The following is a 26,410-nucleotide window of genomic DNA, read 5'->3' as shown; positions in this document are numbered from 1 at the left end:
CTAATACAGAGGCCGGTTCAGCATGCTGAACCGGCCTCTGCTTTTAATTCCACTTCCAGGTACTATTCCTGTACCCAGACCATGGCCAGCTCACGTTCTTCAGGGTCGAAGAACTTTACCTCGGCATCGCTGAATGGCTTCATGAGTTGGGTGAGCCAGTCTTCCCATTTCTTAGCGCCGACCATCGCTACACGCCTGAAATCATTGGCGTGCTTGATATCCAGTTTCAGGTCCTGCAGGGCGCTGGCCATATTCCAGCCTTCAAAACCATTCATTTCCCAGTACAGGTTTATCTTCCCGTACTGACGGATCTTTGCTTCTACATGGGGAATCAGCTGGGTGTAGTCTTCTTTTTCCAGGGTGCCCGATACGACTACGGCCACCAGGTCTTTTTTATCTGTATCCAGGTACTTTACCATTGTTCAACGTGTTTTATTAGTAGTACCACCTAATTTTCATTTTGTTTGCGACTGGCTTCGTGACTAGACACCCAGTCAAGCGATGAGATAGCGGCGGCCAGTGACAGTTCACCCGCTATCACTACCCCGGCCATGATCTCAGCCAGTTTGTTGACTCCTCCGGCACCGTAGCAGCCCATCAGCTCGAGGCATTCGCGCTGGGTGGGCAGGCCGGTACCTCCCCCGTAGGTACCCACGACCAGGGATGGCAGCGTCACGGAGGCGTACAGATTCCCTACCGGCGTAATCTCAGAGTAGGTAATGGCCGCCGATGACTCGGCCAGACAGGCGACATCCTGTCCCGTAGCGATAAATAAGGCCGCCAGTCCATTGACCGAATGAAGACCGTTGTTATTGGTACCCGACAGCAACGATCCTACGTGGCCGATGCGGGCGTGACGATCCAGTGTTTCGGGCTCGACCTGCAACTCCCGTACCAGCAGGTCGCGCGGAATCAGGATCTCAGCCGTTACCCGTTTCCCCCTTGTTTTCAGGATATTGATCTGCGAGGGCTTTTTATCCGTAGCCATGTTGGACTCCAGATAGAAATGCTCGATGCCTTCGTAGTGCTGCAGTATCCAGTTGCAGGCTGACAGCGTAGCCTTACTGACCATGTTCTGTCCGGCGGCATCGCCGGTCGTGTACCCAAACCGCAGAAAAGCCAGCCGCCCGTTGAGATAGCTGTCTACATAGATGAGCCTGGCGTAGTTGGATGTAATCTCCGCCTCAAACCGGAGCTCGGCCTGGTGCTCCTCTATCCACCTCACAAAATCACGGGCGGCACGGGCATTAGCCAGTTGGAACACCGGAGCCCGCTGCATGCCCTCATCCTGAATGGTACAGGTTACTCCCCCACTCTTGTTGATCAGCTTCATGCCCCGGTTGTAGGAGGCCACCAGGGTACCTTCCGTCGTAGCCATCGGGATCAGGTACTCCCCCCGCGCATACTCACCCTTCACCAGCAGAGGACCGGCCAGTCCGATGGGTACCTGGGCTACGCCGATGAAGTTTTCACAGTTGCCTCTTACGGCTCCGGCTTCAAAGGAGTAACTGGCAAGATGTCTGGGCTCCGTTGATGTAAATTCCTGCATATACCGCTGCCGCTGGCGGATAGCTTCCGGTGTAAAATCATCTAACGCATCACGGGGGATGCCCACCGTGGATTCCGACTCAGTCTCAGATGTCTGTAGCTCGTCTTCCACTTTGAGGGTAAGTGTACCAAAGGGCTCAGTATACAGCGTTATTTCCAAGGTATGTTTTCCTTCCGGTAGCTGCATACCCAGGGCCCTCACCAGCACTGACCGGCGCAGCGGGAACGACAGGGGATGTTCTCCTGATATGCTACTGACCTGTACCTCCTCCCCTCCGTCCGGTTCCAGAGTGAACGCCTCGGCCGGGTACTCGCGGCCATCAATGAGTGCCTGCTGCAAGCCCGTAAACCGGGCGTCGGCCAGGCGGTTTTTTAGGGAGAAAGAAAATCCATCGATTGTATTTCGGAGACTGTTACGGGTGTAGAGTTGCTTTAACAGTACATTCGGGAGAAATTTGAACATGAACTGAGGGATGAGGTTAGGTAAGTATAACCCTTCTACCCGAACTTAGTTTATCAGGTACTACCAAACGGCCCATACTCCGTGATATCGGTTTCTATTATAATCCCTACCTTCAATGAAGAAACGGCGCTGCCCCGTACGTTGCGGCTGATACGACAGCTATCGCCCGCCCCTTACGAAGTGATTGTGGCTGACGGGGGGAGTACTGACCGTACGCTGGAATGGGTTATGGCAAAACAGCCGGAAATGCCCTACCTGAAACTGGTACAATCAGAAGTAGCCTGTCGTGCTACCCAAATGAATCGGGGTGCCCGGGCCGCCTCTGGTGACATCCTGTGCTTCCTGCACGCCGATACTACCCTACCCGACGACGCCCTGCTGGTAATCCGGCGGACACTGACTGATACCCGTACAGCCGCCGGGGGCTTTATATCCCTGATGCGCGGCCCCCTGCGTACCTGTTGGATTACGTCCTTCCATAACTATATCAAGAGTTACTACGCCCCCCTTCTGTTCCGGCCACATCTGTTCTTTTTTAAGGGGGCCCGGCTGCTGTTTGGTGACCAGGTGATATTTTGTCGTCGAGAGCAGTTCATGGCCTGTGGCGGCTATACTGACGGCCTTCCCATCATGGAAGAAGCCGACCTGATGCTGAAGCTGGTCCGGTACGGCCGGATACGACAGGTCAACCGCATCGTGGAGTCGTCGGACCGGCGAGTGGCGAAGTGGGGGTTCTGGCGGGCCAATGCCATCTATCTGTACGTAGGTTTTTTGTGGGGAGTAGGTTACTCCCCCGAGAAGCTAAAAAGGTTCTACGCGGATATCCGGTAGTGGCTTACTTTCTGGCCTTATAGAGATCAAATAGAGGCTTGACGGCCGCGAAGTTCAACATGGCTCCTGCTACGCAGTATAGACATACCTTTTTCTGCACCTTAACCATGTTGTAGAGGTAGTGAGCCCCTCCGGCAGCCTGCCCCAGTACAATCCCTCCCATAAGGAGGTCAAAATACTTAGAGTAAGGGGTTCGACGCGAAGCCGCCGTAGCCAGCAGCATTGTAGCTGCATACATAAACAGACTGATAGGACCATCTGGGATGCCCAGCAGTACGGCATCTTTGGAAGAATTAACCTTTTCGGAGTCGAATAGCTCCCCGGGCAGGTCGGGCATGTGCTTGATATAGCCCATCTGATACAGGGATATAAAGCTAAAGTCTACCAGTCCGGTGGCGGCCAGTGCCGCTATCTTACGCCGACTCTCTGTGGCCTCACTCCGGTCTTCGCGCATGGCGTCTATTACGGATCTGTCCTCTGCTGTGATCATTTGTTCTTATATGATTAGTGGATATATGTATAGCATTTTTTCTTAACCAGCTGTGCCTGGGTTTGTTTACCTCCTTCCTGTACCTTATAGCCGAATGAGCTTTTCAGCCAGGTCCACCAGACTGACTCCAACCAGTTGTGGTTCAGGCGCCAGCGGATATAGGGTCTTGCCCGAGCGGGCTATAAATCCAGCCTGCAATCCTGCTCGTACGGCTCCGGTTATATCCCAGCCGTGGGCGGCAATCAGCATGGCCTCGGAAGGCTTTGCACCCAGCGCATTCAGCACATACCTGTAGGGGTCCGGAGCTGGTTTGTACTTTTTGACGGAATCAACCGAGAAAAGAAAATCAAAGTATCCGGCCAGTCCGGATGATTCCATTTGTTGCTCTAGGGCTTCGTCGGCACCATTGGTAAGAGCAACTAGTTGAAAACCAGCGTCGCGGAGCATGGTCAGCCCTGGCTCTACATCCGGATGCGGTGGTAACTGCCGGATCATGCCCAGTAGCTCCTGCGCCTCCTCATCCGGTATCTTATTTCCATAGATATCTTCTACCATCTCGAAGGTAGCGTGTCCGATCTCACCGAAGCTGTGGTACTGGTTGGTAACGGTATCGATCAGCGAGTACTGCAGCATCAGTGTAAACCAGTGCGTAAAAGCGAACTCATTGCCAATGGTCTCGTTCATTCGGCTCTTCATCTCACTTAGATCCAGGAGTGTTTCGTTGACATCAAACAGCAGTAGTTTGGGTTTAGTAAGACGTTGAGCGGTAGGCATAGATCAATAGTAAAAGGTGAACAACCAGTTGTGGCAGGGACTATTAGGTGAGCCTGCCTGCCAAATTATTAACCTGCTGTACCCTGATAAGTTTTCCCGCTAAGGCAAAAGGAAAGGGGCTCCTGTGCAGGAGCCCCCTTTCTCAACTTTACTTCTATTAGAGTACACTATCAAACTCCGAGGTCAGGCGCTTATCCAGTTCGTAGATGTCCTGCCGGAAGTTTACCTGCCCGTTATTGTCTTCAAAAGCTGTCATGTAGAAGATGTAAACCGGTATCTTTTCATCCAGCTTTACTACCTCGTGCTCCAGATTGCTCATTTTCTGCTCTACCTGCTGGCGGTTAAACTGCGGGAAAAGCCAATCGGCAAACCAGGCCGGCTCTTCGATCCGGATGCACCCGTGACTGTACGCCCGGTGCGTTTTTTCAAAAAGATGATCAGACGGAGTATCGTGCAGGTAAATAGCAAAATCGTTTGGGAACATAAATTTCACGTTACCCAGTGCATTCCAGGGCCCGGGCTTTTGCCGGATGCGGTAGCTATCCAAGTTACCCCAGTTCACCCTGCGAGGACTGACTACCTCGGCATTGGGTCCCCAGCCATCCAGGATTTCGTAGTGGTTCCGGCTCAGGTAGCTATGGTTTGACTTGATCTTGGGCCACAACTCCTCATTGGCGATGCTATTAGGTACATTCCAGTAGGGGGAGAATTCGACGTGTTCAATCATATCGCTGAACACCGGCGTTGAGTTCATTTCTTTACCTACTATTACCTTCATCTGTTTGATCTCATTGCCATTCTCCACGACCCGAAGCTTATACTCCGGAACATTCACCAGTACATACGTCTTTGGCATTTCGCCGGAGGCGAACCAGCGGATCCGGTCCAGGTTCAGCATGATCTGCTTGAGGCGTGTTTCGACAGGTACATTCATTACCTCCACCATAGAGCTGGTGATTTCGGGCTGTACCTCCAGTCCGTTGCGGGCCTGATACCGGTTCACAGCACTGATCAGAGATGAATCGTACACGGCCGGTCGCTGCCATTGCCCGGGGGCGGTAGTCAGGTCACCGGTCATGTGGAGCCTTTTGCGGATCGCGACTACCCGCTGGCTTGAATCGCCGAGCGAGAGCTCGCCCCCTTTCTCGATAGCAGGCCATCCTCCTTCTTCCATGATACGGCGGTAGGTTTTCAGGTGCTGCTGCAGTTTGTCGTACTGCGCCAGACTTGGTCTAAAGCTATCCAGTGAAGCATCCACCTGCCCCTGCACAGCCTGTTGAAGATGAGTAAATAGGGTGTCCGGTTTTTCAGGCTTTATATGCCACGAATCAGATAGCTTACCAGACTTCACCTTTCCGGTAGCGATCATATCAGCCAGCTTGAGGTAGGTAGCCGATAGCAGCACATCCATGCGGGCGCCGGTTTCGGCGCCTGCCCCTTTGCTGTTGGCGCTATCGATCAGGCTACGTAGTTGGTTGTGCGGGAATGCATCCGGATTAAGCCCTTCCTGATCAATTTCATTAATTATAGTCAATAAATCCTTTGCAGAGCCTTTGGTCCAGGCGGGGCTAAAATCGCGACTGCTATAAAAAGCAAAAAGCTCCGGAGCAACGCGCTGCTCGTTGATCTTCTGAAAGTCCTGATTGATACCGGTAGAGTCTAGCCACTCCTTAATGACACTACTGGCGTCATCCTGGGGGTAGTTAAAGTCGCTTTGGGAAATTTCTGACCCACCACTCAGGGCCACTCCATTCTGCTCAGTTTGCTTGCCCTTGCCTTTCTCGCAAGCCACAGTTGTGACCAGCACCAGTAAAAGCGCATATATAGTTGATAATTTCATACGTGTACATTTAAATTCGACATAGAGATAAGAGCCCTAAAACACTGTTTCTAAGCTCACTAGACTGTCCTACTAAGTAAACAGAAGAAAAAAAGAGTCAGGCTCCACAGGCGGGATGCGCCCATTAGCGGAGCTACCTAACCGGCAGATCTCCAGCCTACGTAGCCAGAAGAGATTATTGAACAGCCTGTACCTTATTACTGTTAAAACAATGGTGCCTCTGTGCACCCGATGAAAGATAATTTGGAGATAAATCAGGCACTTACACAATGGAAGATGGACTATTGCAAAGTCGCAACTCCTATGAGGTATTTGAGGACCACCTCAAGCTGGCACAGGAAGAAAGGCTTGAAGAAGACCTTCAAAGAAATGCGGCGGAGGATAAAGTTCTGCTTACTAACTATGGTAATTTTTATGGTCATGATGGAGTCAGGCAGGCCGCCGCTCTACTGGCCCGACAACTGCCTGATGGTACCTATGAATACAAAATCAAGCAGTGCCACGGGGCTGTCTGCTTTCTGCACTGGACGGGAAATTCAAAGGAAACAGCTATTGAGGATGGTGCTGATTCCTTCCTGATTGAAAACGGAAAAATCAAAGTTCAGACGATCTACTATACCGTAAAAAAGAAAAATTCGTCAGCAGGTGGCGAGCTCTGAAAAAATATAGTCGGTTGGCCATTTGGTATGAAACTGAGCGTACTTATCCGGTAGTTATTTATTATAAAAAGAATTTTTATAGTCAACTACCACCCCTATCAGTGAGGCGTGTACAAAGGCCTGCGGAAGATTACCGAGCCATTCGCCCGTTACGGGATCACCCTCTTCCGGCATAATGCCCACATCATTCATGAAGCGCAGAGCCGCAGCCATAATCTGCCGGACTCTCTCCTGATCACCTCGCATGACCCAGTACTGCGCTACCCAGAAAGTCCCGGCCAGGAAAGCTCCTTCTTTCTGTGAGTCAAAATCAACCAGGTGACGACGGTAGAGGTGGTTCTGGCAGTAGTCTTCTTCCAGCTTTTTGACGGTCTTCAGCATAGCGGGGGTATCGGCCTCTATAAAACCCCATATAGGGAATAGCACAGCACTCACATCGACATCATCACTTCCCGCATAGACCGCGTACGCTCCATCTGGGGTCATACAGTTTTCTTCAACATACTGTCTGATCCGTTCGGAAGCATCCTGCCAGCGCTTCTTTTCCTCTGCATCCGTCGACTGCTCGGCAATGTACTTCAGACACACTGATGCCACTACTTTGCTGGAGGTATACTGGAAGGGGCGCGTTTCTTCCCATAGGCCATGATCAGGTCGCTGCCAGTTTTCGACCAGAAAATTGGCTAGTTTCTGAACAGTACTCCAGTGCTCTCGGGTGTCGAAATGGTTATAGATTAGCTTGGCCGCCAAGATAACATTACTGTTTGCATCCAGCTGCAGCTGATTATTGGCACAATTCCCGTAGCGAACGGGACGGCTGTCGCGGTAACCCGCCAGATCGAGCTCTATCTCGGTACCGGCGGGTTGCTCATCCAGGGTAAGCATAGGTACTACCGGCTCAGGTATGCGATGCATAGCCGAGCATATAAAACTCAGGAATTTGCGTTCTTCTTCACCGTCGCTTCCGGCACGCGTCAGGGCGCTAACAATCATAGCGGCATCTCTTAACCATACGTAGCGGTAGTCGTAGTTACGTTTACTGCCCAGCACTTCGGGTAGTGACGTAGTAGCCGCAGCAATGACGCCGCCATTCTGTACATAGGTAAGCATACGGAGCTGGCGCAGCGACTTACGTACCTCCTCCTCGTAAGGTCCCCGGTAGGTAACATGGCTGGCTATGCTACGCCAGTTCTCGAGGGTAAGCTCCCGGGACTGGTCTAGTACCTCCTTCGGATGATCCAGGGCTTTTTCGGCGAATATAAACCAAGCCTCCTCACCGGCGGGTACCCGGCAGGTAACTGATCCATCGCCTACCTCCATCGGATGCGAAGCGTAGAAGTGGTAGTCGTAATCAAGGGTAGCGTGGGTTGTCCCTTCCCCTTCGAGCCGCGGTGCCTGCCGGGCATAGTTGGGCCTGGGATAGATGCGCATGGTATAAGGTACCGGCGACGCGGAGAGTTTTCGGCAGATCCCATAAAAACTACTCACCAGCGGCATCCAGTCTTCCAGTACCAGCTGACCGGCCTTACCCTTAAAAAAGGTCTGCAGGATGGCACTTTCTTCCAGGTACGTCCGCTTTTCACATTCCATGTCCGGCAGCTCCAGTTGCCAGGCTCCCCCTTTTTCAGCATCCAGGAGCGAAGCGAATAAAGAAGGTTCATCAAAGCGTCGGGGGCAGTACCATACGATGGTGCCTTTTTTGTCAATCAGGGCACAGGTACGTCTGTCCCCCACCATACCTAAATCCTGTATATTGGTCATTTTACCGAAGGTAGCTCTGTGATATCAACCAAAATAGCTACCAGTGGTTTAGAGAGGAGTATTTTCAGACCAGGATTCAAGCCTATAACCTATTCATTTGAATTATAAAGTCTGCTTCTTTGTGCCAGTCCGAGCGGAGCGGCAGCGGGCGGAGCGCCCCCCGCTGCGGTCGAGGACGAGTAGGGCTTCAACCGCCAGGTGGCCCTGTACGCTCAGCCTGACAGTAGTTTACAAATTAATTCATCTGTCAATAATATAGATCGTAAATCATTTCCAAAAAGCTACTTACTAACTCATTATAGAGCCAGATGTGTAAATGCTATGAAAGCAAAAGCCTACCCGCTTTGACGGATAGGCTTTTGCTTTTTAACCTATAAATATATTGAAGGCTTCTAAGCCATCTCCATAGTTTCTTTGACTACGGCACAGTGTTCGTACATTTCCAGTTCTTCGAAGTACTCAAGGTACCAGGGCAGAGTTTCTCTGTCCAGCGTTTTGCATTTTTCACGGAAACTATCCATCTCCGATAGAGGTAATGATTTTCTAACGTACTGATCTACTCTCTCGGATGCATCATTAACATTCTGGATAGCCCCAAACAGCTTATCCAACGGATTGGAGGGATTATTACTCATGATTCTTACAATTATACAGTTAGGAGGTTACATTCAAATATACTTAATCTGCATAATATAAACATAGATCTTCATTACAAAACCTACATTATATTTTGCAATTACTCTAATTGGACATACAAAACGTAAACAGGTTTAATCTGGTATCTGTAGTTTTTAAAAAACAGGAAGTATTGACGTGCCAAAGGAAGAGTAGCTAGTGGAAGAATGTGATGTACTGCAGAACCTTAATACAGAAAGAAAAAAGGCGGGACAACTGTGTCGTCCCGCCTCCGTAATGCTATATACTTCTATACCTGTCGCCTCACGACCTCGACTGGTTCATCTACGAATCCGGCTGCCAGTCGACTGTGGTGCTTGAAGTTAAATACCTGCCCATCCTGACGTACCGACTCGATCTGTGTAAAGTCCAGGGTCTGCACGAGCCAGCCCGCTTTCTGCGGCGTATAGGTACTGATGATCCCTTCTTCGGGCATATCCTTATCGGGGGTACAATAGAAGGCTGCATAGCCGTAGTTGACATCCACGACCGGTGACCAGGGAGCAACGCCGATCGTTTGGGATACGACGGTGAAGGCTTGGTTTTCGAGAGCCCGGGCCCGGGCTCCCACGTGTACCCGTGTAGACCCGCGAAGGGATTCGGTACAACTGGGAGCCAGTATAAGCGAGGCCCCGGCTGCACTCAGCCATTGCGAACCCAGCGCAAACTCCACATCAAAGCAGATCTGAATACCAAAGCTTCCCCAGGGCGCATCAAACAACGTCAGCGTCTTTGGGGCGCTGTTGATCCCCCACTCCTCGTCTTCAAAGCGGGTCATAAAAAACTTATCCTGATACCCTACCATCCCCTTCGCAGAAAACACGTAAGCACGGTTTAACAGGTTACCCTCTTCGATCACCGGCAAGGTAGGTGCCACTATGATCAGGTTATATTGTCTGGCCAGATCAGCAAACGCCTGGCAGAAATCCTGTCTTAACGAATCAAGCTCACGTACCTGCCGGGTCAAATCAGTTTGTACCTCCGGATTAAAAAGACTTACCAGCTCCATGGACCCGTACTCCGGAAACAGCACCAGTTGTGCCTGCTGCCGGGCCGCATCAGCCACCCACTCTTCGATATGGGTACGCCAGTCGGCAAATGTCTTATGTTCAGTTATAGGATATTGCGCTGCCGCAATCGTTACTTTCATCTCGTATATCTCTTTAACGGGTACAATACCAACATTTACAGGTCACGCAGCCAGAACGTCATCGTCTTGGGCGTGGATTCCGACTTGCCTATATCGGGCCAATCGAGGGTAGCTTGCAGCGATGGTACCTTACGGTAGCCACGTTTCTGCCAGAAGGAGTCGTTGCTCCGGTAGCTGACCGGTCGGTCGGGATGATGTTCGTCCCGCTCTACCGCACAGAAACAGGTAGTTCGGTAGAGAGCCAGCCTCTGAGCGTGGGCTTCGCGCTCATCGAAAAAACGGTGCCCCAACCCCAGCCCCCGGTACTCAGGTAGCAACAGACTCTCCCCAAAATAAATGATCCGGTCCAGATCGTAGCCTGATTCTATAAATGGGGCCTGTAACTCCGGCATTTCATCCCGAAGTGGCAGACAGGTAGTAGCCCCGACCATCTTTGCTCCATCATACACTCCAAACAACATCGACTGCTCCGACTTTACGTAGGTCTGCAGGTACGTCTTTTCGTACTCGGCGGAGCCTTCGTACAGGTACGGAAAGTCCCGGAACACTGCTATGCGTAACTCCGCCAGCGGGTCAAATAACTCTGCAATGGCCCTGCCTTCTTTGGTTATATAATGGAGTGATTCTTTGGAAACCGCCATTACTCCGTAACCAGTTGAATCCAGTGCGTCAGGTTATAGTAGGTAGTTACGCGACTGATCTTACCGGCAGTTACCTCCAGAAACGCCGCTGCGGGTAGCACGTACTTCTGACCATGCGCGGCAGGTAAGCCTTCCTCAGCTTTCTTATAGGTACCGTTCACCACAAACTCGGCGGCAACCCGGTTGCCGTTGGCCTCTGTCATAAATACCATATCCGTCAGGGTTTCGGCGTAGCTTTCATCCATGTTACGCATAAATTCGGTAAATTTTTCGATCCCAATACGCGGCTCACCCTGGTTAGGCTCGTGGCGGATTTCCGGATCTACAAGGGCCAGCATTCCGTCCCAATCCTGACGATTAAAAGCGTCGTAGTAGTTTTTTACGGTTTCTAAAGCGGTCATTTATGTTAGAGTTTATTAACTGAGAACTTAAAACAGAACACCCCCCTATCCAAATCGGTTCATGCGTACCTGCATTCTTCCCCTGAGGTACGAAGTACCAAAAACGGGCAAATAGTCATAGAAAGCGCTAAACAGGAAGTAGAACTGCCGGGAAGAATACCCTCAGAATGGGTATTCTGAGGGCTGTTAATCAGACCTATAACAGGTCGATCAGTAGTAGTGATTATCAAAGAATGCAATTAGTACTCTTCCTATAAATTCGAGTAGTCGGAGCGGTCCCCAAATCCCAGTTCGCCGTCGGCTTGTCCGACGGGTACTACGTCGGGGTCCCGGTCTGCGACGGCGGCTTCGTAGTTGACGCTTCATTGCTCCGAAATTAGGCAAATCAGTAGAGGCAGCCAAGTTGCAAAGACGCATTTCAGCCCATCCGGCTCCTATCATCCAGGCTACTCTTTGAGAATCAACCTTCTTTATCAGTAAAATTTTTTCAGGGGTAGCCTTACCAGATCCACCTCTTCTTTCGTTCCTCTTCTGCCAATTATATATACTAAAAAATAGACATTAATCCATAAGAACGGTGTAAGCCCGTAGCAGCTATCCGGCGGAGCCAGTTGACCCTGTAACACCCTCTTTTTGTGCCCATTAAGACACAAAAAGAGACCCACTATTAATTTCTTTTTTAACAGCTATAACGTTACCTTTGCAGCGTATTTTGTATACAGATCCAAAATCTGCAAAACACCTTTGCACGTATATCCTCCTTAAAAGAAAAACTATGATTAAGAATTTGTTGCTGATTGATGATGATGAAACTACCCTTGAACTTATAAAGCTTACAGTTATCCGAAATCATTTTGCTGAGAATGTAATCACTCTGAAAAATGGTCAGGAGGGGGTAAACTATTTCCATCAGTTAGCTACCAGCCAGGAAGGGGTAGCACCGGACCTGATCTTCCTTGATATTTTTATGCCGGTAATGGATGGTTGGGAGTTTCTGGATGAGTTCTCCAAGAAGTTCCAGCCACAGTTTCCCAACACTCCGATCTGCATACTTACCTATTCGCTCGAACCCGAAGATCAGGATAAGGCTCAGGAGTACCCCGGCATTATTTACGCCTGGAACAAGCCTCTTTTCATCGAAGATCTCGAAAAGATAAAGAACCACGAGCAATTGAAGCACCACTTCGTATAGATACGCCTTACATACCGTAGCAGCAGTGTAAGATTTACCCTGCTGCTACTGGACATGAGAGAATACCAGCCTCCGACCAGTACTCTCATTATCTATCTATCAGCCACAAGCGTACTGCTACTGCCGGTGGTTTTCGGACTGATACCTTACCAGTAGCCGCCTGCCCTGTGCATAGCTAGCTGGCTGCCCATAGCGATGCTTCTTCCCGGATAGCGGGGAAGTGCTAAGTGCTGTTCGGAGTAAAGAAGTGATAAGTTGGAAACACCAAGAGACTTAAACTGGCAGCAGGGCTGTCAGGCCGGTTTAGTTTAGCGAATCCTTATTAAAAAAGAAGTGGGTATGGCTGTGGGTAACGACATTCAGAACCCGATTTAGGGTTTGTACCAGTTCACTATAATGGTCAGGCTTGACCATATAGCCGGCAGAGCCCATTTTTTGGGTTTCGTTCACATCCTGGGTATTGGAAGAGGTGGAGTAGATAACAATGGGTACCTCTTTAAGGCGGTCAATCTTTCTGAGTTCGGCCAGACATTGCTTTCCATCCATTCCCGGCATATTCAAGTCCAGAAATATAACTTCCGGCTTGATCGACAGATCAACATAAAGCTTTTCTACGGCTTTCCTTCCGTTATCTTCCAGTACACATCCCAGCTCGGGATTTATATCGCGCAGAGCTTTTTCGAAGAGAAAATGTTCATCGACATCATCGTCAATAAGTAGGCAGGTCGTAGTCATGTGTATAGTTGGATAGAGGTGTGAAGGCTGTTGCACTAAATATATAAAATATCAAAACAATAATCAATGGTTTTCAGCGACTTACTCAAAAACACTTCTCATTAACCAAAAGCTATATATCGTACAGGAGGAATCTCATGAGGAGCTTTTTGATAAATACATACCATCGCCACCCAAAATATCGTTACAAATACAGAAAATGGCCTTCACAGGTGCAGGAAGGTCTATTTTAAAAAGTTACCTACTTCCACCTGCCCAACGATCTTAAGGCTTATACGGGTGTTTGTTTACCGTCTCCTGGTACTAGACAAGCAGAAGAATAAATTGTAACTATTAAATAGTTTTACTATATACCCGTTACTTATACATAATCATCACGTATATTTACACTACTTTTTAATAACAATTATAAAGTTATTGAAAGGTGGGTAAACTAATAGAATTCCCTAATGGCCTTGCCAGTAGGGAATTTTTTGTAGTGACTACCGTAGCTCATTGGCCCCTATCTCCAGCAGTTCAGCCCAGCGTGTCGTATAACAGCGTGATTTCCTCTCCTGACGCAAGTGCCAGGAGCTATTATACCCCTGCAAAGCCACCCGCACCGTATCGCGCCCCATGCGCCGGTTGATCTTATCCAGGGCTACCAGGGCTTTTCGGTCCAGCTCCCGCTTTCTTTCATTCATGGCAAATAGATCGGTCTGTACCTGGTCTTCGGGTACGAGGCCACTGACCATGATACCCGCTTTCTTATAGTAATATCCTTTGCGGAATATGAGTTTCAGGCCCCTCATGGCTACTTCTATCATCTCCATGGTCGAGTTGGTAGCGACAGGCAGATGTAGCACTTTAGAGCCGTAGTACTGGGGCTGGTCGGGGCGGTGCCGGTTGGTGAAGGTAAATACGTGCATCAGGTGAGCCGCTGACTTTTGCTTTCGTAGCTTTTCGGCGCAGCGGGCCGTGAAGGTGGCCACAGCCTCCTGCAGTATCGCGTAGTCGGTCACGGGTGTGCCAAAACTGCGACTGGTAATGATACCTTTTTTAGGCTGAGGCTGCTCGTCCAGATCGTAACAGGGCTCTCCGCGCAGCTCCCGTACCATTCGCTCCCCCACGACGCTCATGTGCTTCTTAATCCAGTTTATATCGGTTCGGGCCAGATCAAGCGCCGAAGAGATACCATGCTCCTCCAGGAGCTTGCCGTACTGGCGCCCCACTCCCCAAACATCCCCAGCGGCCGTTGCCGCCAGCGCCTGATCCCGTACCTGATCATTGTCTATCAGGAATACGCCCGTTTTCGTGTACTCCTTGACATAGCGATTAGCTAATTTAGCCAGAGTCTTGGTGGGAGCTATACCCACACAAACGGGGATACCAGTATACTGCCGTACGGTTTTGCGAATACGCCGGGCCAGCTTGTCCAGGTCTGTGTAGGGCATATTGCGCAGGTCCAGAAAAGCCTCATCAATAGAGTATACCTCCAGGGCCGGTACCAGCTCGTGCAGCGTACACATAACGCGGTTGCTCATGTTGCCGTACAGGGCATAGTTACTCGAAAACACCTGCACCTGATGTTTTTCCAGTACCTCCTTCATCATAAATGCCGGAGCGGCCATGTTAATGCCTAAGGCCTTGGCTTCATTGGAGCGGGCAATGACGCAGCCATCATTATTAGAAAGAATAACCACCGGCTTATCTTCCAGCGTAGGATCAAATACCCGCTCGCAGGAAGCATAGAAATTATTACAGTCAATGAGAGCGAACATAGCTTATTGCTTATGAATGGTATAGGTGACGACGCCCCAGATCTGGAAGTCCATGCCGGGTTCGATACGGATGGGATCATAGGCAGGATGTTCGGCCTGCAGAAAAGCACCTGCCGAGGTAATCAAAAGCCGCTTGACCGTAAACTCTCCGTTCAGAGCGGCCACAATGACCCGCCCGTTGGTAGGAGTCTTGGAGCGATCCACAATCAGGATGTCATCTTTTCGAATCAGTGTACCTTCCATGCTGTTGCCTTTGACCCGCACACAGAACGTCGAATGAGGTTTGTCGATGAGGTAATCGTTCAGATCGAGGTCCAGCTCGATGTAGTCGTCCGCCGGAGACGGGAAGCCGGCCTGTACCGGACTAACGTACAACGGCAGACGAATCGTAGTCTTTTGCATAGTCTAAGAGGTGTAAAAATGTTAGCTATATATTCTATTTTTTACACAACTATAACAAATATCAATCACATTTGTCTATTTATTTTAATCAATAGTTAATTATCACAGCCACTCATCTATCTAAAAACAGAGCTCGCCTTTCTGCCTAACTCGCTAAGGTTGAACAGATTTCAATAGGTACATCCTTGTAGTGACAGCCATAAAAAAATGGCAGCCCTACCAACTCGTAGGGCTGCCGTTGCAGTAATATACTAAGTACGTCTTATAACTTTACCTGTAGGGTAAGGTAGTACCCTCTCCCATCCGAAGGCAGGATACCCGGCCCCGGATAGCCCGTAGCCCGGCGGGTGAAGTACATGGTGTTGGCCAGGTTATTGACGCTGCCTTCCAGCCGGAAACGCTTAAAGTCGTAGGAAGCACTGGCATCCATAATGGTATAGGCCGGTATGACACCTACTACTCCGGCCACGCCGCCATCCACCGCGTTGGTGGCCTCCGTAAACTGGTCGGACAGGTGTGTGTACTGCAAAGAGGCCTTCAAGCTACGGTACCCGATCCGCAGTCCCGACTTCAGATTTACCTTAGGTACAAACTCCACCTGTTTACCGGCTACGCCCACCATCTCACTATTCCGGTACTCCGACTGGATCAGAGCCAGGTTGGTAAATAGCACACCGCTCAGTTCCGGCTTCTGGGGAAGGAAGTAGTGCAGCACATCGCCTTCTACATAGGACTCTACTCCCATGATCACAGCCTGACCAATATTGCCCCGCTTCCGCATGACACGGTTGCTCTCGTCATAGAACTGCACCTCACCGATGCGGTTGTTGTAGTTGAGGTAGAAAGCACTCAGGTCGAAGTTCAGGAATTGAGTCTGGTGGCTACGAATCCCGACATCCACCGAATGCCCCTTTTCATCTTTCATGTTCGGATCAATCACCTGCGAAGGATTGGCAATTCGCATATCGCTGAATGTAATGGAGCGGTAGTTCTGAGAAGCATTGGCGTAGACATCCACGTACGGGACAGGCTTGTAGCTTACCCCCAGGCCACCCAGCAGGAACTGGCGGCCGTTGGTACGGCTCTCGTCGGTACGCTGGATAGTGATGATGTTACCGGCCAGATCACGGGATATGCTGCCGTAGTATCCATTGGCGGTGGTATGAATATACTCGTAGCGCAGCCCCGGTGTCAGGCTGAGCTTGTCGTTGAGGTAAAAGATATTCTCCAGGAACAAGGATACGTTTTTGTTCGGGAAGCTGTAATCGTAGGTAATAAACCGATCCGGCTCCACAAAGGTAAAATCAGCCCCCTTACCAGTACTTCCCAGCCCCTGCATACTATGATTGTAGCCCGAGTAGTAGCGGGCGCCGATCAGCAACACCGACTGGGCTGGTCCGACGAAGTAGCGCTTCAGGTACCGTGCCTCCGCGCCCCAGTTCGTAAACTCTCCCTTGATCAGATCACGCTCACTGTTATCATCGACGGTAGCTACCCGGTTGGGGCGGAAGCCCAGGGAGTAGCGATGCGCCGCCAGACCAAACACACGCAGATTGAATTCATTGAAGGCATTGAACTTATGATCAAAGTGCAGGGCCATCATGTTCCAGTCTACCTCAAACCAGTTGCGTTCGCGGTTGCTCTGGCGGGGGTCCTGCCTAAACATGGCGTCGGACAGCCCGCCCGGTTGCTGAGCCAGGTAGTCCATGTGGGTAACATCAATACCTATGGTGGTATTTTCAGAGATCTTATAGTCTACATCCGCAAAGAGATTCAGGTTGTTGAAGCCGGAGTTGGGCCGCCAGCCGTCTCCCCGCTTGTACTGGGCAAAGCTGTAGTAGCTTACCTTGCCTACCGTACCGCTGGCGCTGACAAAGCCGTTGTAGAAGCCAAACGAACCACCCGTCTGACGAACCGTCAGCTCGAGCTTGCGGTCCTGTACGGGCTTTTTCATCACGAAGTTCAGCAGGCCGCCAAACTGCGTACCGTACTGCAATGAAGCCGCTCCCCGTACAATCTGGATCTTTCCTACGGCTTCGATGGGTGGCGTATAGTAGCTCTCGGGATACCCCAGCGCATCGGCGCTGATGTCGTAGCCATTCTGCCGTACGTTGAAGTTAGAAGTACGGTTGGGGTCCAGGCCACGCCCGCCGATGCTCAGCTGCAGACCGGCTCCGTCGTTTTCCCAGATATTCAGACCGGCCACCCGGGCAAATACCTGACGGGCATTGTTGGTAGCCAGGTTGGCCGTAAGCTTCTCGGGCAGAATCACCTCCGTTTTTTTTCCTTCGTAGATACCCATACTCTCCACGCCCCGCATACGGGTAAAGCTCAGCTCCCCCTGCTTCTCTTTGACCAGTACCTCATCCAGGTTCTCGTCGCGTGTCATCAGCTCAATCCGTAACTGTATGGGTTGCCCCTGTACCTTTACCGTCTGCTTGTAGGCTTTGAAGTCGGGATGGGTAACATGCAGGTCATAGGTACCATTGGGGATGTCTACAAACCGGAACTCTCCTTCCGTTTTAGTGCTGGCAGTACGCTGTCCGTTTCCCAGATATAAGGTACAGCCGGATAGTGGAGTATTACTATTTTTTGAAATAACTACACCCCCTACCAGTACTCCCGTCTGGGAGGGTGACTGTGCCAGCGTGCAGGTGGCAAGCAGACAGAGGAGGAGGCAGTTAAAAACCTTTGATTTCATCGTTGAAGGGGGTAATCCAGGATTTGGGACTGAATGTTTCTGTTTCATTAGCCAGATTGACCTCAGGGTCTATCAGGGGACGCCCAAGGCGTCCATTGAGCGTTACGTAGGAGTCGGCAAAGACCTGCGGGCGGTCAAAGCCCTGCTGCGTGTAATAGTCACGAAGGATGTGGGCGTACTGCAGGATCATGTCCGGCTGGGTAGCCATCATCTTCTCCTGCAGGGGCGTCAGGAACTCACTGTTATTTACAATTACTTTTTTGCCAGCCTGGTCCCGCACCGTAAACTCAGTATGGCCGGCCTTCTCTATCAGCATAACCCTCCACGAAAACCGGTACCCCTGCTCGGTCCAGAACAACTCGCCGGGATACAGCAGGTACCTGAATGGCAGCACCAGTTGCGTAGCAAAAAACACCACAAATACCCCAGCCAGTACATAGTTCAAAGCCGGGTGCATGCGGTAGATCCTGCGCGGGAGCAATTGATCCCCCCGCAGCCGTAGCATCCGGCCCAGGAAGTTGATAATGCGCTGGTGAAAACCGGCGGAGAAGAAAATCAGTGCCGTCATAATCATGACGTAGGGAAACATCCCGATCGGGAACAGCAGAGCCGTCAATCCGTGAAATACCACTACCGCCGCATAGGCCCACGGACGGGTACTGCGGTTCCAGAGCAGGAACGGAATACTCAGGTCGTACAGGCAGCCAAACCAGCTAAACAGGTAGGCCACCCACGTGTAGTTGAGCAGGAAACCAGCTACCGGCAGGTCATTGTGGGCCGGTAGCCAGATCCGGAGCGGCTGGGCCTGCAACAGCCAGTCGCTGTTGAGCTTGGCCAGTCCGGCAAAAAAATACAGAAAGCCCACAAACAGCTTTACCACATCCAGACACCAGGCCGGTACCTGATCGGCCCGTAGCTTCGGGTTGCGGTAGGCATCCACTGAGAAGTAGACATGGGCCGGCAGGAATATCAGCATAAGGCACATCATGCTGATGAAGTAGTAGTGGTTGAGGTAGGTAGTCTTGTCGATGAGCTCGATGTACGTAAAGCTCAGAAACAGCGTAGCCGCCGCCAGCCTGTAAAAAAGCCCGAGGGCTACCAGCAATGCCGATAGCCCACAGACCGCAAATAGTATATAGGTAAATTCTCCCAGTGGCTTTACAAACTCAAGGCCGTAAAAGGGGAAGAAGTACTTGGGCCTGATATACAGTTCATAGATCCAGCCGTAACTCCAGAATCGTACAATACCCCCCAGCAACAGGAGCCCGAACAGGATCCTGAAAACGGCTAACGGAGCCGCGGAGGTAGTTGTATGTAAGTATCTCTGCATGTACTAGCGGAGCCTTTTGCCTCCTGATTAGTCGCCGTCGTTATCCACGTAGGTAATGGTGATACTCATGGCAGAGGCCATGTCTACTTTCAGCATCCGGACCGCCTTCTGCATCTCGGTGTATACATCCTTTACCGCCTGGTTATTGGTTTTGATCTCATTGTACAGATTAGGCTGCAGGGCATCCATCTTGGCCTTGCTGGCAGCGAACTGGGCATTGATGAGTTCAGCCAGCGTCTTGCCGGTGCTGCTATCCTTAGCGCCCAGTGCGGTGAGGTAGCTACTGAAGGAAGGACCGGTTTCGCCGGTTTTTACATTCTTTCCATTAAAGAAATCCACGACAGCCTGATGAGCTGTTTTGGCCAGTGTCAGTGACAGATCTTTCTTATAAAAAGCTTCCACTTTTTCCGGAGCCACTACCCCATTCAGCATGGCCCCCGATGGGATACCAAACTTACCCGAACGAACGTAGCGCTCAAAGTGCATGACGTAGCTGTTAACCAGGTTGGAAGTAGAGGAGCTGATATCCAGGCCGGTCTTGCTGATGAAGGAGTCACGGTAGCTGCCTTTCCACTCGTTGATTACCATAGTCAGGAGGCTATTCATCCGGTCGGTGACGCGCTTGATGTAGGCACGACGGGCTGCCGCCTCCGGTGTGGTGGTATAGTAATCTACGATCTCGGCGTCAGTAGCTCCTACCCCGTTGATCAGGTAGTCCAGCGCCGGGAAACCCTGACGGGCAAAAGAAGTAGGTAGTTCCAGATCCGAAGCGGGATTGGCTATGTTGGTAGCGATGCCTTGTACATCGGCCGGATAGATATTGAAGTAGTAGCGCATGGTATGCACCTCGCCCGGACCAATATCAAACAGTTCTACCTTCTGCCACTCAATGTAAGCCTCTTCCCAGGCCTTACGAAAGGCAGTCAGCGTAGTCTGATTAGGCGTAGCTGCAAATGCGTCCGAAGCGGACTTCATGACATCAAACTTTACCCTAAAATTATCGTAGGAAGGAATGATGATGTTATCGGCCATGTGGGTAAGCATAGCCTTCCGGTCCATATTGTCCGTGTCGGTACCGGGTGTAGGCTCTTCACCTCCGTTACCACAGGCCCAGATGATGGCCAGCATCACACAGAAGTAGGTGGTATTTTTTACCAGTTGTCTTAACATATTGAATAGATCTTTCAACAAACAGAAGCAGAGTACCTCATGCAAGGCACTCTGCTCCATTAGCAGTAGCTTATATTCTTATAATACTATTAGTTGATCCCAAATTTGGTACTGATCGTCTTGATAGCCTGCTCGATCTGGTCATTCTTTACTTTCCACATACCATCAGTAGTATACGCCAGGCTGTTCAGGATTGCATCCGAGAAAGCAGCATCAGCACCCGCTACTTTGGCATAACGAAGTGAGTAGATAAAGCCCAGTCCTTCGCTGTAAGCGTGTGCACGGCGAGCCGGATCAGTAGCATTTTCGCGGGTCTTTTTGAGGTAACCAATAGCGGCGTTAGCGATAGCTTTTTCAAGTTCGGTCCGGATTATACGAGCCTGCTCCTGGTAGGTAGTTACGTCGTTATTTACGATAGCGGCACGACCTTTCAGGAAAGCCTGGTGCATCTTGGGGTATCCTTCTTTGTTATACTCCCATACGTAAGCACCCAGGAAAGTCTCTCCACCGTTTGAAGTAGCAGTAGCATCACCGGCATATACAGGCTTCAGAGTAAAGTTAGCATAAGCTTCGTCCCAGTTGTGCTCCAGTTGGGTGTAAGGCTTACCAGCTACCAGCGTATAGTTATCAGCTTTCAATCCTTCGTTCAAGAGTACGTTGCCGATGTAGTCCAATTGATAGGCTCCGATCAGCGACTTGGCGATTACCTGTCCCCATTCGATACCTTGTGCATCTACCAGGTAGTTACCCAGCTTACCGGCTTTTCCTGCTTCGGCAACAGCCGTTACAGACTTACTGGTATTAGCCAGCATAACCATTGATTCATCAATGAGTTTGCGATCTTTCTCAGGATCAGCCGCCGAAACAGCCGTAACACTGCGTAGCTGTAAACCAGTAGAGTTCAAGTTGGCGTAGTCGCCGGTAAAGGGATTACCTGAGTTGGCATACATGTTCTTCAATACAGTGGCATCCAGAGGCGTAGTAGCACCGGCAGCGGTCACTGTCTTGGCGTAAGCATCCCACGCTCTGAACATATTGATACGGGCATTACCAGCCGTAAGATCTACTGTACTGGCTCCGTTTTGGTCTACAAACAGGGAAGAGTAAGGAGTCGTAGCGGTAAGTTTAGTGTAGTCAATGCTGGAACGGAGATTCTCTTTCGGCTCCACCTCATTGTTACAGGCTGTAACTCCCATCACCGACAGAGCAAGTACTAATGCAGAGCGCAAGGGTAAAGTTTGCTTTTTCATTTAGAACAGAATAATGTTTGTAAACTTCATGAACAGGTAATCCATCCACTTGCTTATTTAGACTAATTACAAATGGTGCCGCAAACATAGACACTATTTAGAATTGGTACAAATAAAAGTGAATAAATAATTAGGAGCCGTTTAGCTCCTATCCCGTCTGATGTTTAAGAATAAAATTATCCTGTGTTATAAAGTATCTTATCACCTATACCGGTATACGATTTTTATTCCGGTACTTCTGCATCAGCATGTACCCTTTGACCATACGGTTATCCCACAGCCACCACCATTTTTTGGCCGAGAATGTAAAAAGGATATGACCGTTGGGCTTGTCCAGTACGAGTAGCATTTCTACGTCAGGTACCTGCATGATCGTTGTGGTGGCATTGCTGTACTTGGTTCTTTCCTGCTTCCAGTCTTCCAGTTGTGCTCGCAGACACCGTTCTATTTTTGAGATTGAGCTTTCTTCAGTAGCTAGTTTCTTCCCAAATTCCTGCAAGCTGTACTCCAGGCTGTTCAATTGTATTCCGTTACTGCATTGAATATGTATATTACTCATAGCCTCACAAAATTTAAATGTCACATCTCCATACCTCCTTGGCTGGCTTGGAACTGACTCTTCATAGCAAATACCTCAGATCCTGAATGGTGAAGAGTCAAAGATGGAAAATAAAAAATCGAACCAGTCATGTATAATAGACGCATTAGCCGTACCCTTGCCTAAGCACCTACAAGATAAGCATCTATTTTACAACCAGTTAGCCGTTAGATAAAATTGTAGAGGGCTGACTACTATAACCAGTAGCCGGTAGTAAAGCTCCTTCTGTGGAAAATATAGGAATTAGCTTCCCCACTCTTACGGCTCAGCAACGTATAGCCAAGAAAAATCGGGAAACAGGAAGGCGTATATAAGTAAATATTAGCAGATAATCAGCTACTTATCGCCATTGTAGATATCAACAGCGGTTTACTAGGGATTTTCATCCCCAGGCTTTCTTCCGAATAGTCTGTTGAAGTCCTCCCGTAGTTTCCGCATGGTAGCATTCCCTACATTCGTAGGGCTAGCATTAATAGGTTTAAAGCCTTTCCCGGTTCGCAGACCATTCTGATGGGGATAGATAAGTACCTTACTGATATCTCCAAAGTAGCGCTGCATCTTGAAGGGAAGATTATCCAGTATGGGTAGGTGTGAAACGGATCCCCTACGCGCCGAGGCAAATACAAACAGGTCATCAACACGTATGGTATCCGATAAGGCTGAGAATTCGGCCCAGTTATCAAACGTTTTAAATTCAATGGGAATATTAATCTGCCATCGCTTCATCAGTTCTCTGACAGCGTCGCCGGTTGCCTGACCGCAGAAGTAAGTAATAGGAATAGACAGCTCCTGCGATAGCTTCACGATTTTGGTAAACCACAGCTCAAAGCCATTTTCGCGCTCGGACAGCGGCAAGGCCGCTATGAACATACGTTTATGGATAGCCAGCGGCTGAGCAAAGTCACAGATAAATGCGGTTTTGTCGGCACTGTCAATGATACTGTATATTTTCTCGCCAAAGATCTTGTCCACCACTCCCGAACGCCCCGGCCAGCCCAGCACAATGATATCCGCCATCACCTCAATAGAGGTCCGGGCAATGCCACTGGCTACATTATGGTCAATCGTGGCAATGAAACTTACATCGGTTTCGGTCGCGGAGGCGTGGTGTACAAAGCTGGCCATGCTGTTCTTGGCCTTGATGATGTTCAATTCTGCTTCCTCGTCGTTGGGTACTACGGACAGGATTGATATGGGATTCTGGGACTTCCGGTCTTTGATCAGGATGGAAAAGTCCAGCAGCTTTTCAAAGTTATTGATATTGGCAATGGGTAGTAGTATATGTTCCGCATCCCCTCCGTGAGTGGCGTCCTGCACCGGCTCACTCTCGGAGGCTACTACGATCTTTTTAGCGGCTTTCTCCGTCGCGAAGGACGAAACGATACAGGTAATCAATATCAGGATGATCGTGCCATTGAGGATGTTTTCATCCAGGATTTTGGCATTGTACCCTACCAGGATCACGGCCAGCGTGGCCGCTGCATGAGCACTACTCAATCCAAATATAAGCTGTCGCTGCACCGTCCTGTACTTAAATATCAGCTGGGTGGTCAACGCGGCCAGCCACTTGCTTAGGAGCGCCACCACGGTAAGAGCTCCGGCAATGATCAATGCCATGGGACCATTGAAGATAACCGACACATCCACCAGCATACCGACACTGATCAGAAAGAAGGGGATAAACAGGGCATTACCGATAAATTCAATGCGGTTCATTAGGGCCGACGAGCGCGGAATCAGGCGATTGAGGGCCAATCCGGCGACGAAGGCTCCAATGATCGGCTCGACACCGGCTACCTCCGCCAAAAACGCGGCAAAGAAAACTACCGACAGCACAAAGATGTAGTGGGAGTGCTTCTCTCCTTCCAGCTTACGAAAAAACCATTCGGCTACGCGAGGTATCACCAGGAACATGATAGCCGCAAAAATCAGGAGCGAAATCCCTAACGTAATCCAGAAGCTTTCGGTAATACCACCATCCCCTGAGCCGGTGATCACGGCCAGCAGAATAAGCACTGCTGTATCGGTCAGGATGGTGCCTCCCACCGTGACGGCTACCGCCTGGTTATTGGCAATGCCCAGTCGGCTTACTATGGGATAAGACACCAGCGTATGGGTGGAAAACATACTGGCCGTCAGGAAACTAGCCTCAAAATCGTAGCCGAGCAGGTAGTAGCATACCGGATAGCCTATCCCCAGGGGGATGATGAAGGTAAAGAAACCAAATACAAGGCTCTTGTTCCGGTTGGCTTTGAACTCAGCCATGTCCAGCTCCAGACCCGCGATGAACATGATGTAGAGCAGCCCGATCGTTGAAAATAGATCAACGGCCGAGTTCTTGGCCAGTAAATTGAGTCCGTTAGGCCCTACTACTACTCCTGAAATAATCAGGACAATGATACCAGGGATATTGAACCGCCTGAGCAGTATGGGGGATAGCAGAATAATGAACAGAATCAGGGAGAATACCAGTACCGGGTTGTGTAACGGCAGATCAAATTCGTTCACCAAATGATCGAAGAAACGTGGCATAGAGGCTGGATTTATACACGCATCTTTAATAACAGAGATCTGGTTTTTATTACATCATCAGTGATGAACCTGATGCAGTAAAGTGCTCAAAACTACACAGAGTTCTTTACGTTTTATGAAGTAGCTGCTGTTTCTGATACGTTGGGGCGAAATTGATTTTAAAAGCCCAATTTTTTCGTTGAAAAAGCCTGTAAAACGCTTGTCTGCTCCCCTATTCCAATCAGCTACTTACTTTCAAGACAGAAAAGAGCTACTTTGACTACTACTCAAATGGAATACCCGTCTCCTCAGCAATGACCCGCAGGGAAGCTACCACTTCTTTATTAACCGGTATTCCACTTTTCATTCTGAGCTGGTAGGCGTGCCTTTCGGGATCACCGGGGATAAGTACTCCCTCCGTACCGGGCATAGGCTTAGTGGCACGCATGGTGTGTATCCATTCGTCGATATCTTTCTTGAAATCGAGTTTATCACGGAAGCCTTCAATATCCATCGCTCCAAAGAAATGACCAATCCCTTTGCCAACCTGCTTGCCCGAGGGTGCAACATGAATCGCGAAAGGAGCTGCGAACGGCCCCCAGTTGGCTCCGCTCAGTACCGCCGACAAGATATCTACCATACTGGCCAGGCAGTATCCCTTATGTCCGCTTCCGGTGTCAGTACTACCCAGGGGCAGCAGTGCTCCGCCCTCTATCATCTCGGCTGGCTCGGTGGTAGACTTGCCGTCTTTATCAATACACCAGCCTTCGGGTATCTTCTCCCCTTTTCTTTTAGCAATCTCTACCTTGCCGTACGAGACGGCACTGGAAGCAAAGTCAATGATAACAGGCGGCTCATGCAGTCCCGGAAAAGCAATGGCCACGGGGTTGGTACCCAACATCTTCTCAGCTCCATTAAAAGGGGCTACGCCTTTGGTTGTATTGGTCATGGAAATACCAATCAGATCTTCCTGCAGGGCCATGACCGGATAGTAACCGGCCGCGCCATAGTGGTTGGTATTACAGACACTGACCCAACCGGAGCCATGCGCGTTGGCTTTGCGCATGGCTATCTCCATGCACTTTGGCCCTACTACCAGCCCCAGTCCATTATCACCATCTACCGTAGCGACGCTTCCCTTCTCCCGTACTATTGTTAGTACCGGCTTCGGATTGATGCGTCCTGCTTTTAATAAGTCGTAGTAGGTCTTAAGGCGAGCTACCCCGTGGGAGTCGATGCCATGTTCATCACTGTAGGCCAGCACATCGGCCGCCAGCGCGGCATCATCGTGAGGTACGCCAAAATACCCGAAAACCTCTGTGGTAAACCGGCGCAACTGCTCCGCTGAAATAATGACGTTCTGGTGGTCTTTCGAAATCATTGCATAATGTTTTTTAGCTGATCTGGTATCTAGCTAAAATGTCCTGCCCTCCTGTTTTTACTTCAAGTACCGATAGCAGAATTTCTTCACCATCCTTAGACTATGATAACAACCTACTGCTAAGGCTTATAAAAAAGGAGTCATAAA

23 protein-coding genes are annotated in these 26,410 nt (G+C 50.0%); 3 read left to right on the top strand and 20 right to left on the bottom strand.

Annotation, left to right across the window (positions count from 1 at the left end; genetic code table 11):
* Nucleotides 1-62 precede the first annotated feature (62 nt).
* A complete protein-coding gene (locus tag JUB14_RS15050; protein WP_207507116.1) occupies nt 63-419 on the bottom strand; it encodes a SpoIIAA family protein in 357 nt (118 codons plus the stop codon).
* A gap of 29 nt (nt 420-448) precedes the next feature.
* Complete coding sequence (locus tag JUB14_RS15045; RefSeq protein WP_207507115.1) at nt 449-2,011, bottom strand: hydroxymethylglutaryl-CoA reductase; 1,563 nt, start codon at nt 2,009-2,011, stop codon at nt 449-451.
* 81 nt (nt 2,012-2,092) lie between these two features.
* Here JUB14_RS15045 and JUB14_RS15040 point away from each other — a divergent pair, with 81 nt between their 5' ends.
* Complete coding sequence (locus JUB14_RS15040; RefSeq protein WP_207507114.1) at nt 2,093-2,842, top strand: TIGR04283 family arsenosugar biosynthesis glycosyltransferase; 750 nt, start codon at nt 2,093-2,095, stop codon at nt 2,840-2,842.
* 4 nt (nt 2,843-2,846) lie between these two features.
* Here the strand turns inward: JUB14_RS15040 and JUB14_RS15035 are convergent, their stop codons facing one another.
* The 3 genes from JUB14_RS15035 to JUB14_RS15025 form a co-directional block, all read right to left on the bottom strand.
* Complete coding sequence (locus JUB14_RS15035) at nt 2,847-3,332, bottom strand: vitamin K epoxide reductase family protein (RefSeq protein ID WP_229367845.1); 486 nt, start codon at nt 3,330-3,332, stop codon at nt 2,847-2,849.
* Between the two features lie 84 nt (nt 3,333-3,416).
* Nucleotides 3,417-4,106 (bottom strand): haloacid dehalogenase type II, encoded by a 690-nt coding sequence (locus tag JUB14_RS15030; protein WP_207507113.1) that lies wholly within the window; start codon nt 4,104-4,106, stop codon nt 3,417-3,419.
* A gap of 157 nt (nt 4,107-4,263) precedes the next feature.
* Entirely contained in the window at nt 4,264-5,946 is a 1,683-nt protein-coding gene (locus tag JUB14_RS15025; RefSeq protein ID WP_207507112.1) for a L,D-transpeptidase family protein, read from the bottom strand.
* Nucleotides 5,947-6,215: 269 nt separating this feature from the next.
* Here JUB14_RS15025 and JUB14_RS15020 point away from each other — a divergent pair, with 269 nt between their 5' ends.
* Complete coding sequence (locus tag JUB14_RS15020; RefSeq protein ID WP_207507111.1) at nt 6,216-6,605, top strand: nuclear transport factor 2-like protein; 390 nt, start codon at nt 6,216-6,218, stop codon at nt 6,603-6,605.
* Between the two features lie 54 nt (nt 6,606-6,659).
* Here the strand turns inward: JUB14_RS15020 and JUB14_RS15015 are convergent, their stop codons facing one another.
* The 5 genes from JUB14_RS15015 to JUB14_RS14995 all read right to left on the bottom strand — a co-directional run bounded on the left by JUB14_RS15015 (nt 6,660) and on the right by JUB14_RS14995 (nt 11,233).
* Nucleotides 6,660-8,366 carry a glycoside hydrolase family 15 protein gene (locus JUB14_RS15015; protein WP_207507110.1) on the bottom strand — a complete coding sequence of 569 codons (1,707 nt, stop codon included), beginning with the start codon at nt 8,364-8,366 and terminating at the stop codon, nt 6,660-6,662.
* 392 nt (nt 8,367-8,758) lie between these two features.
* A complete protein-coding gene (locus JUB14_RS15010) occupies nt 8,759-9,001 on the bottom strand; it encodes a hypothetical protein (protein ID WP_207507109.1) in 243 nt (80 codons plus the stop codon).
* Nucleotides 9,002-9,291: 290 nt separating this feature from the next.
* Nucleotides 9,292-10,191: a carbon-nitrogen hydrolase family protein gene (locus JUB14_RS15005; protein WP_207507108.1), complete on the bottom strand. Its 900-nt coding sequence runs from the start codon at nt 10,189-10,191 to the stop codon at nt 9,292-9,294.
* A 35-nt stretch (nt 10,192-10,226) separates the two neighbouring features.
* Nucleotides 10,227-10,832 carry a GNAT family N-acetyltransferase gene (locus tag JUB14_RS15000; protein WP_207507107.1) on the bottom strand — a complete coding sequence of 202 codons (606 nt, stop codon included), beginning with the start codon at nt 10,830-10,832 and terminating at the stop codon, nt 10,227-10,229.
* A complete protein-coding gene (locus JUB14_RS14995; RefSeq protein WP_207507106.1) occupies nt 10,832-11,233 on the bottom strand; it encodes a nuclear transport factor 2 family protein in 402 nt (133 codons plus the stop codon). The genes JUB14_RS15000 and JUB14_RS14995 overlap by 1 nt, the downstream gene beginning before the upstream one ends.
* A 775-nt stretch (nt 11,234-12,008) precedes the next feature.
* Here JUB14_RS14995 and JUB14_RS14990 point away from each other — a divergent pair.
* Entirely contained in the window at nt 12,009-12,425 is a 417-nt protein-coding gene (locus JUB14_RS14990) for a response regulator (protein ID WP_207507105.1), read from the top strand.
* Between the two features lie 303 nt (nt 12,426-12,728).
* On the opposite strand, the gene JUB14_RS14985 is transcribed toward JUB14_RS14990, so the two are convergent.
* The 10 genes from JUB14_RS14985 to JUB14_RS14940 form a co-directional block, all read right to left on the bottom strand.
* Nucleotides 12,729-13,160: a response regulator gene (locus tag JUB14_RS14985; RefSeq protein WP_207507104.1), complete on the bottom strand. Its 432-nt coding sequence runs from the start codon at nt 13,158-13,160 to the stop codon at nt 12,729-12,731.
* 482 nt (nt 13,161-13,642) lie between these two features.
* Nucleotides 13,643-14,920 (bottom strand): Y-family DNA polymerase, encoded by a 1,278-nt coding sequence (locus tag JUB14_RS14980; RefSeq protein WP_207507103.1) that lies wholly within the window; start codon nt 14,918-14,920, stop codon nt 13,643-13,645.
* A gap of 3 nt (nt 14,921-14,923) precedes the next feature.
* Entirely contained in the window at nt 14,924-15,322 is a 399-nt protein-coding gene (locus JUB14_RS14975; RefSeq protein ID WP_207507102.1) for a LexA family protein, read from the bottom strand.
* A gap of 262 nt (nt 15,323-15,584) precedes the next feature.
* Entirely contained in the window at nt 15,585-18,023 is a 2,439-nt protein-coding gene (locus JUB14_RS14970) for a TonB-dependent receptor (RefSeq protein ID WP_207507101.1), read from the bottom strand.
* The gene (locus JUB14_RS14965; protein ID WP_207507100.1) at nt 18,004-19,353 is read right to left on the bottom strand and encodes an HTTM domain-containing protein; all 1,350 of its coding nucleotides are present in this window, start codon (nt 19,351-19,353) and stop codon (nt 18,004-18,006) included. The genes JUB14_RS14970 and JUB14_RS14965 overlap by 20 nt, the downstream gene beginning before the upstream one ends.
* 27 nt (nt 19,354-19,380) lie before the next feature.
* Nucleotides 19,381-20,523 (bottom strand): imelysin family protein, encoded by a 1,143-nt coding sequence (locus JUB14_RS14960; protein ID WP_207507099.1) that lies wholly within the window; start codon nt 20,521-20,523, stop codon nt 19,381-19,383.
* Nucleotides 20,524-20,612: 89 nt separating this feature from the next.
* A complete protein-coding gene (locus tag JUB14_RS14955; protein WP_207507098.1) occupies nt 20,613-21,773 on the bottom strand; it encodes a DUF4856 domain-containing protein in 1,161 nt (386 codons plus the stop codon).
* A gap of 205 nt (nt 21,774-21,978) precedes the next feature.
* Nucleotides 21,979-22,332 (bottom strand): hypothetical protein, encoded by a 354-nt coding sequence (locus JUB14_RS14950; RefSeq protein WP_207507097.1) that lies wholly within the window; start codon nt 22,330-22,332, stop codon nt 21,979-21,981.
* Between the two features lie 411 nt (nt 22,333-22,743).
* Nucleotides 22,744-24,903, bottom strand: a complete 2,160-nt coding sequence (locus tag JUB14_RS14945) for a cation:proton antiporter (protein ID WP_207507096.1) — start codon at nt 24,901-24,903, stop codon at nt 22,744-22,746.
* 262 nt (nt 24,904-25,165) lie between these two features.
* Nucleotides 25,166-26,263: an Ldh family oxidoreductase gene (locus tag JUB14_RS14940; RefSeq protein WP_207507095.1), complete on the bottom strand. Its 1,098-nt coding sequence runs from the start codon at nt 26,261-26,263 to the stop codon at nt 25,166-25,168.
* Between the last annotated feature and the right edge of the window lie 147 nt (nt 26,264-26,410).

The organism is Telluribacter humicola (genome assembly GCF_017355935.1).
GTDB lineage: Bacteria > Bacteroidota > Bacteroidia > Cytophagales > Spirosomataceae > Telluribacter > Telluribacter humicola.
This window is presented reverse-complemented; position numbering and strand designations above follow the sequence as displayed.

Coding starts and splice junctions, on each gene's coding strand:
- JUB14_RS14950 (WP_207507097.1), bottom strand. CDS start 22,332: ATGAGTAATATACATATTCAATGCAGTAACGGAATACAATTGAACAGC.
- JUB14_RS14945 (WP_207507096.1), bottom strand. CDS start 24,903: ATGCCACGTTTCTTCGATCATTTGGTGAACGAATTTGATCTGCCGTTA.
- JUB14_RS14995 (WP_207507106.1), bottom strand. CDS start 11,233: ATGACCGCTTTAGAAACCGTAAAAAACTACTACGACGCTTTTAATCGT.
- JUB14_RS14975 (WP_207507102.1), bottom strand. CDS start 15,322: ATGCAAAAGACTACGATTCGTCTGCCGTTGTACGTTAGTCCGGTACAG.
- JUB14_RS14970 (WP_207507101.1), bottom strand. CDS start 18,023: ATGAAATCAAAGGTTTTTAACTGCCTCCTCCTCTGTCTGCTTGCCACC.
- JUB14_RS14985 (WP_207507104.1), bottom strand. CDS start 13,160: ATGACTACGACCTGCCTACTTATTGACGATGATGTCGATGAACATTTT.
- JUB14_RS14940 (WP_207507095.1), bottom strand. CDS start 26,263: ATGATTTCGAAAGACCACCAGAACGTCATTATTTCAGCGGAGCAGTTG.
- JUB14_RS14965 (WP_207507100.1), bottom strand. CDS start 19,353: ATGCAGAGATACTTACATACAACTACCTCCGCGGCTCCGTTAGCCGTT.
- JUB14_RS15050 (WP_207507116.1), bottom strand. CDS start 419: ATGGTAAAGTACCTGGATACAGATAAAAAAGACCTGGTGGCCGTAGTC.
- JUB14_RS15030 (WP_207507113.1), bottom strand. CDS start 4,106: ATGCCTACCGCTCAACGTCTTACTAAACCCAAACTACTGCTGTTTGAT.
- JUB14_RS15015 (WP_207507110.1), bottom strand. CDS start 8,366: ATGACCAATATACAGGATTTAGGTATGGTGGGGGACAGACGTACCTGT.
- JUB14_RS15035 (WP_229367845.1), bottom strand. CDS start 3,332: ATGATCACAGCAGAGGACAGATCCGTAATAGACGCCATGCGCGAAGAC.
- JUB14_RS15020 (WP_207507111.1), top strand. CDS start 6,216: ATGGAAGATGGACTATTGCAAAGTCGCAACTCCTATGAGGTATTTGAG.
- JUB14_RS15025 (WP_207507112.1), bottom strand. CDS start 5,946: ATGAAATTATCAACTATATATGCGCTTTTACTGGTGCTGGTCACAACT.
- JUB14_RS14990 (WP_207507105.1), top strand. CDS start 12,009: ATGATTAAGAATTTGTTGCTGATTGATGATGATGAAACTACCCTTGAA.
- JUB14_RS15005 (WP_207507108.1), bottom strand. CDS start 10,191: ATGAAAGTAACGATTGCGGCAGCGCAATATCCTATAACTGAACATAAG.
- JUB14_RS15045 (WP_207507115.1), bottom strand. CDS start 2,011: ATGTTCAAATTTCTCCCGAATGTACTGTTAAAGCAACTCTACACCCGT.
- JUB14_RS15010 (WP_207507109.1), bottom strand. CDS start 9,001: ATGAGTAATAATCCCTCCAATCCGTTGGATAAGCTGTTTGGGGCTATC.
- JUB14_RS14980 (WP_207507103.1), bottom strand. CDS start 14,920: ATGTTCGCTCTCATTGACTGTAATAATTTCTATGCTTCCTGCGAGCGG.
- JUB14_RS15000 (WP_207507107.1), bottom strand. CDS start 10,832: ATGGCGGTTTCCAAAGAATCACTCCATTATATAACCAAAGAAGGCAGG.
- JUB14_RS14955 (WP_207507098.1), bottom strand. CDS start 21,773: ATGAAAAAGCAAACTTTACCCTTGCGCTCTGCATTAGTACTTGCTCTG.
- JUB14_RS14960 (WP_207507099.1), bottom strand. CDS start 20,523: ATGTTAAGACAACTGGTAAAAAATACCACCTACTTCTGTGTGATGCTG.